This is a genomic window from Mesorhizobium sp. P2_H9 (assembly GCF_056403215.1).
Window position 1 is genome coordinate 371,367 of the sequence record NZ_JBFUFX010000009.1, and the last position, 13,795, is coordinate 385,161.

At 63.7% G+C, this 13,795-nt stretch carries 15 protein-coding genes; 9 read left to right on the top strand and 6 right to left on the bottom strand.

Features of this window, described 5'->3' with window-relative positions; all coding sequences use genetic code 11:
- Positions 1-66 precede the first annotated feature (66 nt).
- Genes AC1DXN_RS18975 through pcaF form a run of 3 tightly spaced genes read left to right on the top strand, consistent with a single transcriptional unit; the run spans position 67 to position 2,922 of the window.
- Positions 67-924: a CoA transferase subunit A gene (locus AC1DXN_RS18975; protein ID WP_477275189.1), complete on the top strand. Its 858-nt coding sequence runs from the start codon at positions 67-69 to the stop codon at positions 922-924.
- The gene (locus AC1DXN_RS18980; protein ID WP_477275191.1) at positions 921-1,715 is read left to right on the top strand and encodes a CoA-transferase subunit beta; all 795 of its coding nucleotides are present in this window, start codon (positions 921-923) and stop codon (positions 1,713-1,715) included. The genes AC1DXN_RS18975 and AC1DXN_RS18980 overlap by 4 nt, the downstream gene beginning before the upstream one ends.
- A 1-nt stretch (position 1,716) precedes the next feature.
- Positions 1,717-2,922 (top strand): 3-oxoadipyl-CoA thiolase, encoded by a 1,206-nt coding sequence (pcaF, locus tag AC1DXN_RS18985; protein ID WP_477275193.1) that lies wholly within the window; start codon positions 1,717-1,719, stop codon positions 2,920-2,922.
- A 16-nt stretch (positions 2,923-2,938) separates the two neighbouring features.
- Here the strand turns inward: pcaF and pobA are convergent, their stop codons facing one another.
- The 6 genes from pobA to pcaD are packed head-to-tail and all read right to left on the bottom strand — an operon-like array spanning position 2,939 to position 7,747.
- Positions 2,939-4,111 (bottom strand): 4-hydroxybenzoate 3-monooxygenase, encoded by a 1,173-nt coding sequence (gene pobA / locus AC1DXN_RS18990; RefSeq protein ID WP_477275195.1) that lies wholly within the window; start codon positions 4,109-4,111, stop codon positions 2,939-2,941.
- The gene (locus AC1DXN_RS18995) at positions 4,111-5,163 is read right to left on the bottom strand and encodes a 3-carboxy-cis,cis-muconate cycloisomerase (protein WP_477275197.1); all 1,053 of its coding nucleotides are present in this window, start codon (positions 5,161-5,163) and stop codon (positions 4,111-4,113) included. The genes pobA and AC1DXN_RS18995 overlap by 1 nt, the downstream gene beginning before the upstream one ends.
- A 9-nt stretch (positions 5,164-5,172) precedes the next feature.
- Positions 5,173-5,787, bottom strand: coding sequence for a protocatechuate 3,4-dioxygenase subunit alpha (pcaG, locus tag AC1DXN_RS19000; protein ID WP_477275199.1), 615 nt, complete (start codon positions 5,785-5,787; stop codon positions 5,173-5,175).
- Positions 5,787-6,542: a protocatechuate 3,4-dioxygenase subunit beta gene (gene pcaH / locus AC1DXN_RS19005; protein WP_477275392.1), complete on the bottom strand. Its 756-nt coding sequence runs from the start codon at positions 6,540-6,542 to the stop codon at positions 5,787-5,789. Before pcaH ends, pcaG begins: the two co-directional genes overlap by 1 nt.
- Complete coding sequence (gene pcaC, locus AC1DXN_RS19010; protein ID WP_477275201.1) at positions 6,532-6,936, bottom strand: 4-carboxymuconolactone decarboxylase; 405 nt, start codon at positions 6,934-6,936, stop codon at positions 6,532-6,534. Before pcaC ends, pcaH begins: the two co-directional genes overlap by 11 nt.
- A 1-nt stretch (position 6,937) precedes the next feature.
- Positions 6,938-7,747, bottom strand: coding sequence for a 3-oxoadipate enol-lactonase (gene pcaD, locus AC1DXN_RS19015; RefSeq protein ID WP_477275203.1), 810 nt, complete (start codon positions 7,745-7,747; stop codon positions 6,938-6,940).
- Positions 7,748-7,841: 94 nt separating this feature from the next.
- Here pcaD and pcaQ point away from each other — a divergent pair, with 94 nt between their 5' ends.
- The 6 genes from pcaQ (at position 7,842) to AC1DXN_RS19045 (ending at position 13,795) form a co-directional block, all read left to right on the top strand.
- Positions 7,842-8,759, top strand: coding sequence for a pca operon transcription factor PcaQ (gene pcaQ, locus AC1DXN_RS19020; protein ID WP_477275205.1), 918 nt, complete (start codon positions 7,842-7,844; stop codon positions 8,757-8,759).
- 287 nt (positions 8,760-9,046) lie between these two features.
- On the top strand, positions 9,047-10,351 hold the full coding sequence (locus AC1DXN_RS19025; RefSeq protein ID WP_477275207.1) for an ABC transporter substrate-binding protein: 1,305 nt from the start codon (positions 9,047-9,049) through the stop codon (positions 10,349-10,351).
- 21 nt (positions 10,352-10,372) lie between these two features.
- Complete coding sequence (locus tag AC1DXN_RS19030) at positions 10,373-11,116, top strand: ABC transporter ATP-binding protein (RefSeq protein WP_477245006.1); 744 nt, start codon at positions 10,373-10,375, stop codon at positions 11,114-11,116.
- Entirely contained in the window at positions 11,113-11,841 is a 729-nt protein-coding gene (locus tag AC1DXN_RS19035) for an ABC transporter ATP-binding protein (protein WP_477275209.1), read from the top strand. Before AC1DXN_RS19030 ends, AC1DXN_RS19035 begins: the two co-directional genes overlap by 4 nt.
- On the top strand, positions 11,838-12,728 hold the full coding sequence (locus AC1DXN_RS19040) for a branched-chain amino acid ABC transporter permease (RefSeq protein ID WP_477275211.1): 891 nt from the start codon (positions 11,838-11,840) through the stop codon (positions 12,726-12,728). The genes AC1DXN_RS19035 and AC1DXN_RS19040 overlap by 4 nt, the downstream gene beginning before the upstream one ends.
- The gene (locus tag AC1DXN_RS19045; RefSeq protein ID WP_477275213.1) at positions 12,725-13,795 is read left to right on the top strand and encodes a branched-chain amino acid ABC transporter permease; all 1,071 of its coding nucleotides are present in this window, start codon (positions 12,725-12,727) and stop codon (positions 13,793-13,795) included. The genes AC1DXN_RS19040 and AC1DXN_RS19045 overlap by 4 nt, the downstream gene beginning before the upstream one ends.

Sequence of the window (13,795 nt, forward strand, 5' to 3'; positions counted from 1 at the left end):
CGTAAAAGTATCTCATACAAAACATTTGTTCGCAATACGAACTTTTTGGATGTTGGAGTTCCTGCGATGGTCAAATTCCTGCCACTCAGCCAGGCTGTGGCCGAGAACCTGCATGATGGCGATGCGGTTGCCTTCGAAGGCTTCACCCATCTGATCCCGACGGCAGCGGCGCATGAAGCCATTCGCCAGGGATTTCGCGACCTGACATTGATCCGCATGACCCCGGACCTGATCTACGACCAGATGATGGGCATGGGCATGGCGAAGAAGATCATCTTCTCCTATCTCGGCAATCCCGGAGTCGGCCTGTTGCGGCGCGCCCGCGATGCCATCGAGAACGGTTTTCCGCGCACCATCGAGGTCGAGGAGCACAGCCATGCCGGCATGGCCAATGCCTATGAGGCGGGTGCGGCCGGCATGCCTTGCGCCGTGTTCCGCGGCTATCGCGGCGCTGGCCTGGCGGCGGTCAATCCGAACATCAAATCGGTCTCTTGCCCGTTCACCGGCGAAGAGCTTGCCGCCGTTCCTGCGATCCGCCCCGATGTCACTTTCATCCACGCCCAGAAGGCCGACAGGAAAGGCAATGTGCTGGTCGAAGGTATCATCGGCATCCAGAAGGAAGCGGTGCTGGCGGCAAGGCGCGCGGTGGTCACGGTTGAGGAAGTGGTGGACAGTTTCGACGATTTGCACCCCAATCTGACCGTGCTGCCGCGCTGGACGATCGCTGCGATTTCCGTCGTCCCCGGCGGCTCGCACCCATCCTACGCGCATGGCTATTATGCGCGTGACAATGCCGCCTATCTGGAATGGGACGAAATCGCCGCCGACCGTGAAAAGTTCCAGTCGTGGATGCAGGCGAACGTCATCGAGAAAAGCGCCGACGATTTCGCGGCGAGAGTCGAGCACCTGAGGCAAGCGGCATGAGCGACCTAGGCTTCACCCCCAACGAGATGATGACCATCGCCGCCAGCCGCGCGCTTGGGAATGACGATGTCTGCTTCGTCGGCATAGGCGCGCCGTCCGCCGCCTGCAACGTGGCGCGGCTGACGCATGCGCCCGACATAACGCTGATCTACGAAAGCGGCACCATCGGCACCGCGCCAGACGTGCTGCCGCTGTCGATCGGCGACGGTGAGCTCTGCGAAACCGCCGTCACCACCGTCGCGGTGCCGGAAATGTTCCGCTACTGGCTGCAGGGAGGCCGCATCTCGATCGGCTTCCTCGGTGCTGCCCAGCTCGACAAGTTCGGCAACATCAACACCACGGTCATCGGCGACTATTTTCATCCCAAGACCCGGCTTCCCGGCGGCGGTGGCGCCCCGGAGATCGCGACATCGTCGAAGGAAGTCTACATCACCATAGCGCAGACCAAACGCGGCATGGTCGAAAAGATCGACTTCTTCACCTCCTTCGGCCATGGCGTGGGCGGCGATCATCGCCAGCGCCTGGGCATCGACACGGCTGGACCGACCTTGCTGATCACCGACCTCGCCATCTGGAAACCAGACCCGGCGACCAAGGAGTTCACCGTGGTGTCACTGCATCCGGGGGTCACGCGCCAGCAGGTGCAGGAGACCTGTGGCTGGGTGGTAAAATTCGCCGAGGCGCTTGACGAAACACCGGCGCCAAGCGAACTCGAACTGAAGACATTGCGCGACCTGCAGGCCCGCACCAAGGCGGCGCATGAGGGAACCGGAAAAGCAAAGGCAGCATGACATGGCCGAGGCCTATATCTGCGACTACATCCGCACGCCGATCGGCCGTTTCGGCGGTTCACTGTCATCGGTCCGCGCCGACGACCTCGGCGCGATACCCCTGAGAGCGCTGGTCGAACGCAATCCCGGTATCGACTGGCAGGCGGTCGACGACGTCGTCTACGGCTGCGCCAACCAGGCCGGCGAAGACAACCGCAATGTGGCGCGCATGTCCCTGCTGTTGGCCGGCCTGCCCCGGGACATCTCCGGCTCGACCGTCAACCGCCTCTGTGGCTCCGGCATGGATGCCGTCATCATCGCCGCCCGCGCCATCAAATCCGGCGAGGCCGAGCTGATGATAGCAGGCGGCGTCGAATCGATGAGCCGCGCGCCTTTCGTCATGCCGAAGGCCGACACCGCCTTTTCGCGCAATGCCGAGATCTACGACACCACCATTGGCTGGCGCTTCGTCAATCCGCTGATGAAGAAGCAGTACGGCGTCGATTCGATGCCGGAAACCGGCGAGAATGTCGCCGAGGATTTTTCCGTCTCACGCGCCGACCAGGATGCCTTTGCCGTGCGCAGCCAGGACAAGGCAGTCGCCGCGCAAGCCAATGGCCGGCTGGCGAAGGAGATCACGCCGGTGACGATCCCGCAGCGCAAGGGCGATCCGGTTGTTGTCTCGAAAGACGAGCATCCTCGCGCCGGCACGACGGTCGAGTCGCTGGCGAAACTGCCGACGCCGTTTCGGCAAGGCGGCACGGTCACCGCCGGCAACGCATCCGGCGTCAATGACGGCGCCGCAGCGCTGATCGTCGCCTCCGAAGCGGCGGTGAAGAAATACGGCCTGACGCCGATCGCCCGCATCCTCGGTGGTGCTGCCGCGGGCGTGGCGCCGCGCATCATGGGCATCGGCCCGGCTCCGGCGACGCAAAAACTGTGCGCACGGCTCGGCCTGACGCCAAAACAGCTCGATGTCATCGAGCTCAACGAAGCCTTTGCCTCCCAGGGCATCGCGGTGCTCCGCCAGCTCGGCATCGCCGAGGATGCCAGGCACGTCAACCCGAATGGCGGCGCCATCGCGCTCGGCCATCCGCTCGGCATGTCGGGCGCGCGCATATCAGGCACGGCAGCACTGGAGCTGCGCGAACGCGGCGCCCGCTATGCGCTCGCCACCATGTGTATTGGCGTCGGCCAGGGCATCGCGATCGCTCTCGAGCGGGTTTGAAGGCGCGCTGCCTTTCTCAGTAGGGAAGGCCTACATAATTCTCAGCAAGCGCTGTCGACGCCGCCTCAGAATGCACGAGATAGTCGAGCTCGGCTTCCTGGATGCGCTGGCCGAAGTCGCCGGTGTCGGGGAAGCGGTGCAGCATCGTCGTCATCCACCAGGAAAAGCGCACTGCCTTCCACACCCGCGCCAGCGCCTTGCCCGAATAGGCGTCGATACCGGCGCGTGATTTCTCCAGATAGAATTCGCGAAGCCCGGCAAAGAGATAGCGCACGTCGCTGGCAGCGAGGTTGAGGCCTTTGGCTCCCGTCGGTGGCACGATGTGGGCAGCGTCGCCAACCAGGAACAGCCGGCCGAAACGCAGCGGCTCGGCAACGAAGGAGCGCAGCGGTGCGATCGATTTCTCGAAGGACGGCCCGGTGACCACCGCGGCCGCCGTCTGCGGCGGTAAGCGGCGACGCAGCTCGTCCCAGAAGCGGTCGTCCGACCACGCCTCGATATGGTCGTCGAGCGGACATTGCACATAGTACCGGCTGCGGTGCGTCGACCGCATCGAGCAGAGCGCAAAGCCCCTGGTATGATTGGCGTAGACCAGTTCGTGATCGGCCGGCGGCACTTCGGCCAATACGCCCAGCCAGCCGAATGGATATTGCCGCTCGAACGTCTTCAGCGCGCCTTCCGGCACCGACTTGCGGCTGACGCCATGATAGCCGTCGCAGCCAGCGATGAAGTCGCAATCGACGCGATGGGTGACGCCGTCTTTTTCGTAGGTGGCGAAAGGTGCGTCGCCATCGAAATCATGGGGCGCGACGTTCGAAGCCTCATAGACTGTGACGAGTCCCGCCGCTTCCCGCTTGTCCATCAGATCATGCGTCACTTCGGTCTGGCCATAGACGGTGACGTGCTTGCCGCCGGTCAGCGCCGTCAGGTCGATGCGGTGCAGGCGGCCATCGAAGGCAAGTGAAATGCCGGCATGCGGGAGCCCTTCGGCGTGCAGCCTGGTTGCCGCGCCAGCCTGCTCAAGCAGCTCGACAGTGCCTTGTTCGAGCACGCCGGCGCGCACGCGGGCCAGCACACGCTCGCGGCTCGAACGTTCGAGGATGACGGTCTCGACGCCGATGCTGGCCAGCAGTTGCCCCAGCAGCAAGCCGGATGGTCCCGAACCGACGATGACAATTTGCGTGCGCATCAGTTTCCGAGGCTTTCGATCTGCGCGGCCAGTTCGGCGGCAAGCCTGAGCGAGGCCGCCGCCGCCACGACCATTTGCGGCAGCAGCAGCCATTCGAGCGTCCAGGCCGCGCCCGACCGCTCCTGCTCATGCACCAGCGCCTGATGCATGCCGGACAGCTGCGTAGCGTTGAAACGAACCAGCGCCACCAGCACCTCGGCCTTCACCGGGTTCTGCTTGTGCGGCATGGCCGACGAGCCGCCGCCGCCGGAAAGCTCGATCTCGGCGCCGCCTTGCGCCATCAGCGCAATGTCTTGCCCGAACTTGCCGAGACTGCCGGTCACCAGCGACAGCCAGCCGGCGAAGTCGGCAAGCGTATCGCGCTGGCTCTGCCATTGCGGTGCATCGCCAAGGCCGAGCCTGGCGGCGAGAGCCGCGCGCACGGCTTGCCCCTTGTCACCAAGCTTTTCCAGCGTGCCGGCTGCACCACCGAACTGAAGCACGAGCAAGCGCGCGGACTGCTCCGAGAATCTCTTCTGGTGCCGTTGCAGCGGCGCCAACCATGCCCTGACGCGATCCGACACTCGAATAGGAATCGCCGGCTGCATGCGTGTCATTCCGGTCAGCGCCCTGCCCCCGAAACGCTCATCAAGCGCCGAAAGGCGCACGATGTTTTCGGTCAGCAGCAGACTGAGATGCTCGACCACAGACTTCAGCCGCAGCACCAGCGCCGTATCGATGACATCCTGGCTGGTGGCGCCGAAATGAACGGAGGCGCCATGCGCTTCGCCGACTGCTGCCCTGATCTGGCGCACCAGTTCCGGAACCATGACGCCATCCTTCGCCACGCCGGCACGTAGCAAGGTTGTGTCAGGCCTGAACGAGGTCAGCGCCGCAACGATCGCTGCTGCCGCGTCCTTGCCGATAATCCCGTTTTCGGCCTCCGCTTCCGCCAGTGCCCGCTCGAACGCCAGCATCGCGGCGATTTCTGCTTCGACGGAAAAATGCCTAGAGGTTTCCTCGTCGCCGAGAAGGCTGGAAAGCAGCGGATGATCGAAGGGCGATACGGTCATGTGGTCAGGTCAGCTGTCGAAGAAGACCGTCTCCTTGTCGCCCTGGAGGTGGACATCGAAGACGTAGATGTTGCCCTGGCGCTCGGCGATCAGCGTCGGCACGCGAATGCGGTGCTCGATGCGCGCCAGGATCGGATCTTGCGCATTGGCCTCCGCCTCGTCGGAAAAATACAGCCGCGTCTGCAGGCCGATGTTGATGCCGCGGGCGACGATCCACAGGTTGATATGCGGCGCCATCAGGCGTCCGTCCTGGTACGGCACGCGGCCGGGCTTGATCGTTTCGAACTCGCACAGGCCCGTTTCCATGTCGGTCGGGCAGCGGCCCCAGCCGAAAAAGTTCGGATCGGCGGCACCGCGCAATTCGGCCGGCGAATTGTAGAGCCCGTCGGCATCGGCTTGCCAGATTTCGATCAGCGCATCCCTGAGCGGCGTGCCGGTGCCGTCGACCACCCGGATGCGCAGGCCAATCCGCTCGCCCCTGGTCTTCTCGTTGACCATCGCAGCGCCGAGATCGCTCGCATAGACGCCGCCGATGCCGCAGAAATTCGGCGTCAGCCCGATATGGACGTAAGGTCCGGCGGTCTGCGAAGGGCTTTCCTTGAGCCGTCCGAGCGACTGCGCCATCAGTTGCCCTCCGGCCGGTTTTCGAACAGCGACGAGCGCCGCCCACGCAGCACGATGTCGAACTTGTAGGCGCGTGCGTCCATCGGGATCGTCGCCTGCATGTCGAGCATGGCGATCAGCGCTTCGACCGCTGCCTTGTCGGCGATGCCGCGCACGATCGGGCATCTCCAGATCAGCGGGTCGCCCTCAAAATACATCTGGGTGATCAGCCGCTGCGCGAAGCCATGGCCGAACACCGAAAAATGGATGTGCGCCGGGCGCCAATCATTGGGGCCATTCGGCCAGGGATAGGGACCGGGCTTGACCGTGCGAAAGGCGTAGCTGCCGTCCTCGCCGGTAATGGTGCGGCCGCAGCCGCCGAAATTCGGATCGAGCGCCGCCAGATAGCCGTCCTTCTTGTGGCGGTAGCGACCGCCGGCATTGGCTTGCCAAAATTCGAGCAGCACGCCAGGAACGCCGATACCGCGCTCGTCGAGCACGCGTCCGTAGACGATGATGCGCTCACCGATGGCGCTCTCGCCCGGCTTGGCAAAATTGTGGATCAGGTCGGCGTCCAGTTCGCCGAGCATGGCGTGGCCGAAGACTGGCCCAGCGATCTCCGACAGTGTGTTGTCGAACGACAGCAGCGCCTTCTGCGGCGAGCGCAGCACGGAACTCTTGTAGCCCGGCGTCAACGCCGGCGGATGCCATGTCCGGTCGCGCTGGAAAAAGGCGCCGATCTCCGGCGTCCGGTTCGAACCGGAATTAGCGGACATGGACATTCTGGCTTTCGTCCATCTCCGAAAACACCTCCTTGGCAATCTTGAAGGCCCGGTTTGCCGCCGGCACACCGGCATAAATCGCGACATGCAGGAACGCTTCGCAGATATCGTCGCGTGACGCCCCGGTGTTGGCGGTGGCGCGCACATGCATGGCGACCTCTTCATCATGACCGAGGGCCGCCAGCAGCGCCAGCGTCACGATCGAGCGCTCACGTTTGGAAAGACCAGGTCGCGCCCACACAGTTCCCCAGGCCGCTTCTGTGATCAGGTTCTGGAACGGCCGGTCGAAATCGGTGGCGGCATCCTCGGCCCGGTCGACATGCGGATCGCCAAGCACGGAGCGCCTAACCGCCAGTCCGGTCTGGTATGTGGTTGTGGTCTCTGACATGTCATCCATGAGTTTGCTTTCGATCGGGAAGCGATGCGACGAAATCGCGGATCAAGGCAGTCAGCGCCTCCGGCTGCTCGACGCAGGGAATGTGTCCGGCATCGCGAATGATTTCGAAGCGCGCGCCGGGGATAAGGTCGGCCAACCAGCGGACGAGATCGGGACCGGTCGAGCCATCCTGATCGCCGACGATGCAAAGCGTCGGCACGCTGATGCGCTGCGCAACTTCGGTGAAATCCGCATCGCGAACCGCGGCACATGTCCCGACATAACCGACGAGCGCCTGCCTGGTCAGCATGTTCCAATAGCCGTCAAGCTCCGCCACGCGGGCTGAGTGGAAGGCTGGAGTGAACCACGTCTTCAGCACGGCATCGGCGATGGCCTGGATGCCTTTGCTTTCGATCGTTGCGATGCGTGTGTTCCAGCTGTCGGTCGTGCCGATCTTGTGGGCCGTGTCGCACAGAATAAGGCCATCGACGATCTCTGGGCGCCTGGCACAGAAACCTTGCGCGACCAGACCGCCGACCGACAGGCCGCAAAGCACCACATTCGTCAGCCCGAAATGATCGATGAGGCCGGAGAGATCGTCGACATGATCGTCGAGCGAGCGGATGCCGCCGATATCGGAGAGCCCATGGCCACGCTTGTCGTAGACCAGCATGGGCATTTCCCCGCTCAACTCAGACGACACCGCATCCCAAATCCTGAAGTCGGTGCCGAGCGAATTGATGAACACGATCGGGCGCGCGCTGCGGTTCGCCTTGATATGGCGATGGTGCAGCGTGATGCCGCCAATGTTGACGAATGGCACGATTTCGATCCTCCATCTTCACATTGCACTAGGTGTTTGGTTCGGTAAAATGATATTTTGCGCCGTTTCATTAACTCAGGGGTTATGAAAAACCATGGTCGAAAGCCGCATCCGGTTCCGCCATCTGCAGGCATTCCTCGAAGTAGCGCGCCAGAGAAGCGTAGCCAGAGCCGCCGACTTTCTACATGTCAGCGCGCCGGCGGTGACCAAGACATTGCGGGAACTGGAGGAGGCGCTCGGTGTAGCCGTGGTCGAACGCGACGGTCGCGGCATAAGGGTGACGCGGCTCGGCGAAATCTTCCTCGGCCATGCCGGCACGGCAATCACCGCGCTGAAGCGCGGTGTCGATTCCGTGCGGCAGGATGGGGCAATCAACCGCCATCCGATCCGCATCGGCGCATTGCCGACGGTGTCGGCACGGGTGATGCCGCTTGCCATGAGCCTGTTCCTTAAGGAGAATACCGGGGCCGCGATCAAGATCGTCACCGGCGAGAACGCCGTGCTGCTCGAACAGTTGCGGATCGGCGCGCTCGACCTCGTCGTCGGGCGGCTGGCGGCGCCGGAAAAGATGACCGGCTTTTTCTTCGAGCATCTCTACTCCGAGCAGGTGCTGTTCGTGGTGCGCGCGGGCCATCCGCTGCTGCAGCCGGGCGTGGACGTGTTCGCCAGGCTCGACGAGTTCCCGGTGCTGATGCCGACACGGGAATCGGTCATCCGTCCCTTTGTCGACCGTTTGTTCATCACCAATGGCATGACGGCGCCGGCAACGGAGATCGAAACCGTCTCGGATTCCTTCGGGCGCGCCTTCATGCGCCAGAGCAATGCTGTCTGGATCATTTCGGCCGGCGTCGTCGCCAATGAAATCGGCAGCGGCGCGTTCGTCGCCTTGCGCGTCAACACGGAGGAAACCAAGGGGCCGGTCGGCCTGACGATGCGTACCGACACCGCCCCCTCGCCTGCCTTCTCCATCATGCTGCAGACCATCCGCGAAGCGGCCAGCCAAAACGCCTGAGACACTCAGGCCTCGACGGAAACAGCACCCTCGCCTCGAAGATTTCATAACCCCTGGGTTAGTGAAACAGCGCAAAATATCATTTTACCGAACCAAACGCCTAGTGCACTGTGATTTCGGAGGATCGAAATCGTGCCATTCGTCAGCATCGGCGGCGTACCGCTGCACCGTCGCCGAATCCAGGCGAACGGCAATGCTGCGATCGACGAATTCAATAGGCAGCAGAAGCTTTGAACGAACCGGCGGTTCGCCTCAGGGCGCCGCCAGAAAAAGGGAGGACCAACCACATGACTCCAGGAAAATCCATCATTAGCGGCGTCACGCGACGCCAGTTCATCGCCACATCGATCGCCGGCGGTGCGGCACTCGCTTTCGGTGGCAGCAAGGCCTTCGCCGCGGGCGACACGCTCAAGGTCGGCTTCGTCAGCCCGCGCACCGGCCCGCTCGCCGGCTTCGGCCAGACCGACGGCTACGTGCTCGACCTTGCCCGCAAGGCGCTGGCCGGCGGCATCGAACTCGGCGGCAAGAAATACAGCGTCGAGATCCTCGACCAGGATACGCAATCGGATCCGTCCCGCGCCGGCCAATTGGCCAAGGACCTGATAAACAATCAGGCCATCGACCTGATGCTGGCCGTGTCCACCCCGGAAGTCATCAATCCGGTGGCTGACGCTTGCGAAGCCGCCGGCGTGCCTTGCCTGTCTACCGTCATGCCCTGGGAAGCCTGGTATTTCGGTCGCGGCGCCAAGCCCGGTGAGCCCTCGCCGTTCAAATGGACCTATCATTTCGGTTTCGGCGTCGGCGAGTTCTTCAAGACCTACATCTCGCAATGGAACCTGATCGAGACCAACAAGAAGGTCGGCGTCATGTATCCGAACGACGCCGACGGCAACGCCATCCGCGCCCATCTGGCGCCGCTGCTGGCCAAGGAAGGTTTTGCCATCGTCGATCCCGGCGCCTACGAAACCGGCACCACCGACTATTCGTCGCAGATCGCCATGTTCAAGCAGGAAGGCGTTGAGATCTTCAATTCTTTCCCGATCCCGCCGGATTTCGCCGCCTTCTGGCGTCAGGCGGCACAGCAGGGCCTGACGAAACAGATCAAGATCTGCCAGGTCGCCAAGACCGGCCTGTTCCCGTCCGACATCGAGGCGCTCGGCGATCTCGGCATGAAGATTTCGAGCGCCGCCTACTGGCACAAGGCCTTCCCCTACAAGTCGCCGCTGACCGGCGTCTCCGGAACCGAGCTTGCCGACGGCTACGAGGCGGCGAGCGGCAAGCAGTGGACGCAACAGCTTGGCGCTTCGATGTCGTTGCTCGACGCCGGCTTCGAGGCGCTGAAGGCAAGCACCGACGCCAAGGACAAGGCAGCGGTGGCCAAGGCGCTGAGCACGCTGAAGACCGAGACCATGATCGGCAAGGTCGACTTCACCAGCGGCCCGGTGGCCAATGTGTCGCCCGGCCCGATCATCGGCACTCAATGGGTGGCCGCCAAGGAAGGCAGCAAGTTCCCGCTCGACTATGTTGTGACCGACAACGCCACCGACCCGAAAGTGCCGGTCGAGGCCAAGCTTCTGCCTTACAACGGCTGATGGACCGCTGACGAGGATCGACTGGTGACCCATTCGCAACAACAGGCGATCCTCAATGCCGCCGGCATCCACAAGCGCTTCGGCGCGCTTGTGGTGCTGGACAACATCGATTTTGCCATGGCCGCCAATGAGGCGGTCGGCATTGTCGGCCCGAACGGCGCCGGCAAGACCACTTTGCTCAGCGTGCTCTCAGGCGCTTTTCCGCCAAGTTCGGGCTCGGTCAGCTTCAAGGGCGGCGATGTGACGCCGCTGTCGGCGACCCAGCGTTGCCGGCTCGGGCTGGTGCGCACGCATCAGGTGCCAAAGCCGTTCGGCGGCATGACCACCTTCGAGAATGTCTTCGTCGCGGCGTCGCATGGCGCCGGCCTGGGCCGTGACGAGGCCTATGCGGAAGCGCTGGGCTCGCTGCAGCTGTGCGGCATGCTCGGTGTTGCCAACCGGCGCGCCGAAACGCTCGGCCTGCTCGACCGCAAGCGCCTGGAATTGGCGCGGGCTTTGGCGGCAAAACCGACGCTGCTTTTGCTGGACGAGATCGGTGGCGGACTGACCGACGGCGAAGCCAGCGAACTCGTCGACACCATCAAGGAATTGCGTCGCCGCAAGATCGGCATCATCTGGATCGAACACATCGTGCATATTCTTCTGCAAGTGGCTGAGCGCCTGATCTGCATGGATGCCGGCAAGATCATCGCTGACGGCAACCCGCAAGCGGTGATGGCCGATCCCCAGGTGATCAGCGCCTATCTCGGCGGAGGCCCGAAATGAGCCTGCTGACGGTCGAGAATCTGGTTGTGCGGCACGGCCTGCTGCAGGCGGTGCGCGGCGTCAGCTTCATCGTCGAGCGTGGCCAGACGCTGGCCCTGGTTGGCGCCAACGGCGCCGGCAAGACGACGCTGCTGAGAGCCATCGCCGGCGCGCATCCGGCATCGGGAGGCCGGGTGCTGTTCGACGGCGCCGACCTGTCCGGCGTGCCGTCGCACGGCCGCGTTGGCAAAGGCATTGCGCTGGTGCCGGAGGGGCGAAAACTGTTCGTGCAGATGACGGTCGAGGAGAACCTTCTGCTCGGCAAAACCACTGGGCGGCCTGGCGACTGGAGCGTCGACAGGGTGCTCGACATTTTTCCCAATCTGAAAGCCCGCCGCCATGCCAAAACAGGTCATCTGTCGGGTGGCGAACAGCAGGCAACGGCAATCGGCCGGGCGCTGATGAGCAACCCCGAGCTGCTGCTGCTCGACGAGGTCTCGCTCGGCCTGTCGCCGCTCATCGTCGATCGTGTCTATGCCTCGCTGCAAGGGCTGATCAGTTCCGGCACCACGATCATTCTGGTCGAACAGGACCTCAACCGGGCGCTCTCTGTGTCGGACAAGGTTATCTGCATGCTTGAGGGGCGCGTCGCGCTCGAAGGATCGAGCAAGAGCGTTTCGCGCGACGACGTGACCAAGGCGTATTTCGGCCTGCACAAGGCGAGCGCCGGGAGCGTGCCGGCATGAGCAACCAGATCATCCAGGGCATCCTGCTCGGCGGCTATTACGCGATCATCGCCTGCGGCCTGTCCTTCATGTTTTCGGTGATGCGCATCATCAACCTCGCCCATGGCAGCCTTGCCGTGTTTTCGGCCTATGCGCTGTGGCTACTGGCCTCGCAATTCCACATCGCACCGCTGCTCGGCCTGCTTATTGTCCTGCCGTTGATGGCGGTGATCGGCTGGGCGCTGCAGCGCTTCCTGCTCGAGCGCAGTGCGCGCGGCGGCGCGCTGCTGCCAATCCTCACCACCTTTGGCCTCGCCATCGTCATCGACAATCTCTTGTTCGAACAGTTCGGCGCCGACACACGCTCGCTGGCGCCCTATATCGGCAGCCTGTCCTACGATTCCTGGGAATGGCCCGGCAGCATCTATGTCGGCAAGCTCGCCGTCATCACCTTTGCTGCCGCCGTGGTGCTGCTAGGCGGGCTGCAACTGTTCCTGACCCGCACCGGGCTCGGCCGCTCGATCCGCGCGACGTCGGAAGACCCTGATACCGCCGGCCTGGTCGGCGTCGATGCACGCCGTGCCAATGCCATTGCCGCATCGATCGCCATGGTCACGGTCGGCCTTGCCGGCGCCTTTCTCGGCATGCGCGCCACCTTCGATCCCTATGCCGGCGCGCCGCAATTGCTGTTCGCCTTCGAAGCCGCGGTCATCGGCGGCGCCGGCTCGCTTTGGGGAACGCTGATCGGCGGCATCGTGCTGGCGCTCGCCCAGACGCTCGGCGCGCAGGTGCATCCGCAAGGTTTTCTGATCGGCGGCCATGTCGCATTCCTGGTCGTCCTGTTCATTCGGCTCTCCACTTCGGGCTTTGGCCTGCGCGGCCTGTTGCGCCTGCGGAGCGCGTCATGAGCGCCCCTGCCACCACCCCTGTCATCGAGCGTGGCACCGCGACCTCGCGCATCGCCGCGATTGCCGTCGCCATCATCATCGCCCTGCTGGCGATCGCACCGCAATTCCTGTCGGCCGGCGCGGTCGACAGGCTGACCGCGCTTTTCATCTATGTGATCCTGGCCGCGATGTGGAACGCGCTGGCCGGTTTTGGCGGCCTGGTCTCGGTCGGGCAGCAGGTCTTCTTCGGGCTCGGCGCCTATTTCGCCATCCGCCTGGCCGATGCCGGCCTCAACCCTTTCCTCGCGCTTTTCGCATCGGGCATTGTCGTCGGCGCCGTGTCCATCCCTCTCTCGCTGTTCATGCTGCGGTTGAAGAACGGCGAATTCGCCATCGGCATGTGGGTCATCGCCGCGCTGACGCATCTTCTGGTCAACCTCGACCGGCTGGTGCAGGGCGAAACCGGCACATCGCTGATCTCGCTCAACGTCTATGATTCCGGCACAAGGCGGGCGACGATTTACTGGCTGGCACTGGCTTCGATGACCGCCCTGCTCGCCATCCTGTTTGGCCTGCTGCGCGGCAGCACGGGTGCGGCGATCCGCGCCATCCGCGACAATGAGGATGCCGCCGCTTCGGTCGGTGTGCGCGTCACCGGCACCAAGCGGCTGCTGTTCGTGCTGGCCGCCTTCGGCATCGGCATTGCCGGCGCACTGTGGCTGGCAACCTCCATCACCTTCCAGCCCAAAACCTATTTCAGCGTCCAATGGACCGCCTACATGATCTTCATGGTGCTGGTCGGCGGCATCGGCACATTCGAAGGCGCCATTTTAGGCGCGCTGGTGTTCTTCCTCATCGAGACATGGTTCGGCGGCACCGGTGTCTGGTACCTGGTCGGCCTCGGCGCCACGGCCGTGCTGTTTTCGCTGCTTCTGCCGCGCGGCCTGTGGGGGACGATCGAGGAGCGTTTTGGCCTGCGCCTGCTGCCGGTCGGCTATCGCGTCAGGCTGCCCGCAATCGAGACGGGTCTGTCGGGCGACGACTCCCAAGCGTCGCGACAAACCACATCACAGCGGGAGAAGGCGTGA

Coding starts and splice junctions, on each gene's coding strand:
- AC1DXN_RS18975 (WP_477275189.1), top strand. CDS start 67: ATGGTCAAATTCCTGCCACTCAGCCAGGCTGTGGCCGAGAACCTGCAT.
- AC1DXN_RS18980 (WP_477275191.1), top strand. CDS start 921: ATGAGCGACCTAGGCTTCACCCCCAACGAGATGATGACCATCGCCGCC.
- pcaF (WP_477275193.1), top strand. CDS start 1,717: ATGGCCGAGGCCTATATCTGCGACTACATCCGCACGCCGATCGGCCGT.
- pobA (WP_477275195.1), bottom strand. CDS start 4,111: ATGCGCACGCAAATTGTCATCGTCGGTTCGGGACCATCCGGCTTGCTG.
- AC1DXN_RS18995 (WP_477275197.1), bottom strand. CDS start 5,163: ATGACCGTATCGCCCTTCGATCATCCGCTGCTTTCCAGCCTTCTCGGC.
- pcaG (WP_477275199.1), bottom strand. CDS start 5,787: ATGGCGCAGTCGCTCGGACGGCTCAAGGAAAGCCCTTCGCAGACCGCC.
- pcaH (WP_477275392.1), bottom strand. CDS start 6,542: ATGTCCGCTAATTCCGGTTCGAACCGGACGCCGGAGATCGGCGCCTTT.
- pcaC (WP_477275201.1), bottom strand. CDS start 6,936: ATGTCAGAGACCACAACCACATACCAGACCGGACTGGCGGTTAGGCGC.
- pcaQ (WP_477275205.1), top strand. CDS start 7,842: ATGGTCGAAAGCCGCATCCGGTTCCGCCATCTGCAGGCATTCCTCGAA.
- AC1DXN_RS19025 (WP_477275207.1), top strand. CDS start 9,047: ATGACTCCAGGAAAATCCATCATTAGCGGCGTCACGCGACGCCAGTTC.
- AC1DXN_RS19035 (WP_477275209.1), top strand. CDS start 11,113: ATGAGCCTGCTGACGGTCGAGAATCTGGTTGTGCGGCACGGCCTGCTG.
- AC1DXN_RS19040 (WP_477275211.1), top strand. CDS start 11,838: ATGAGCAACCAGATCATCCAGGGCATCCTGCTCGGCGGCTATTACGCG.
- AC1DXN_RS19045 (WP_477275213.1), top strand. CDS start 12,725: ATGAGCGCCCCTGCCACCACCCCTGTCATCGAGCGTGGCACCGCGACC.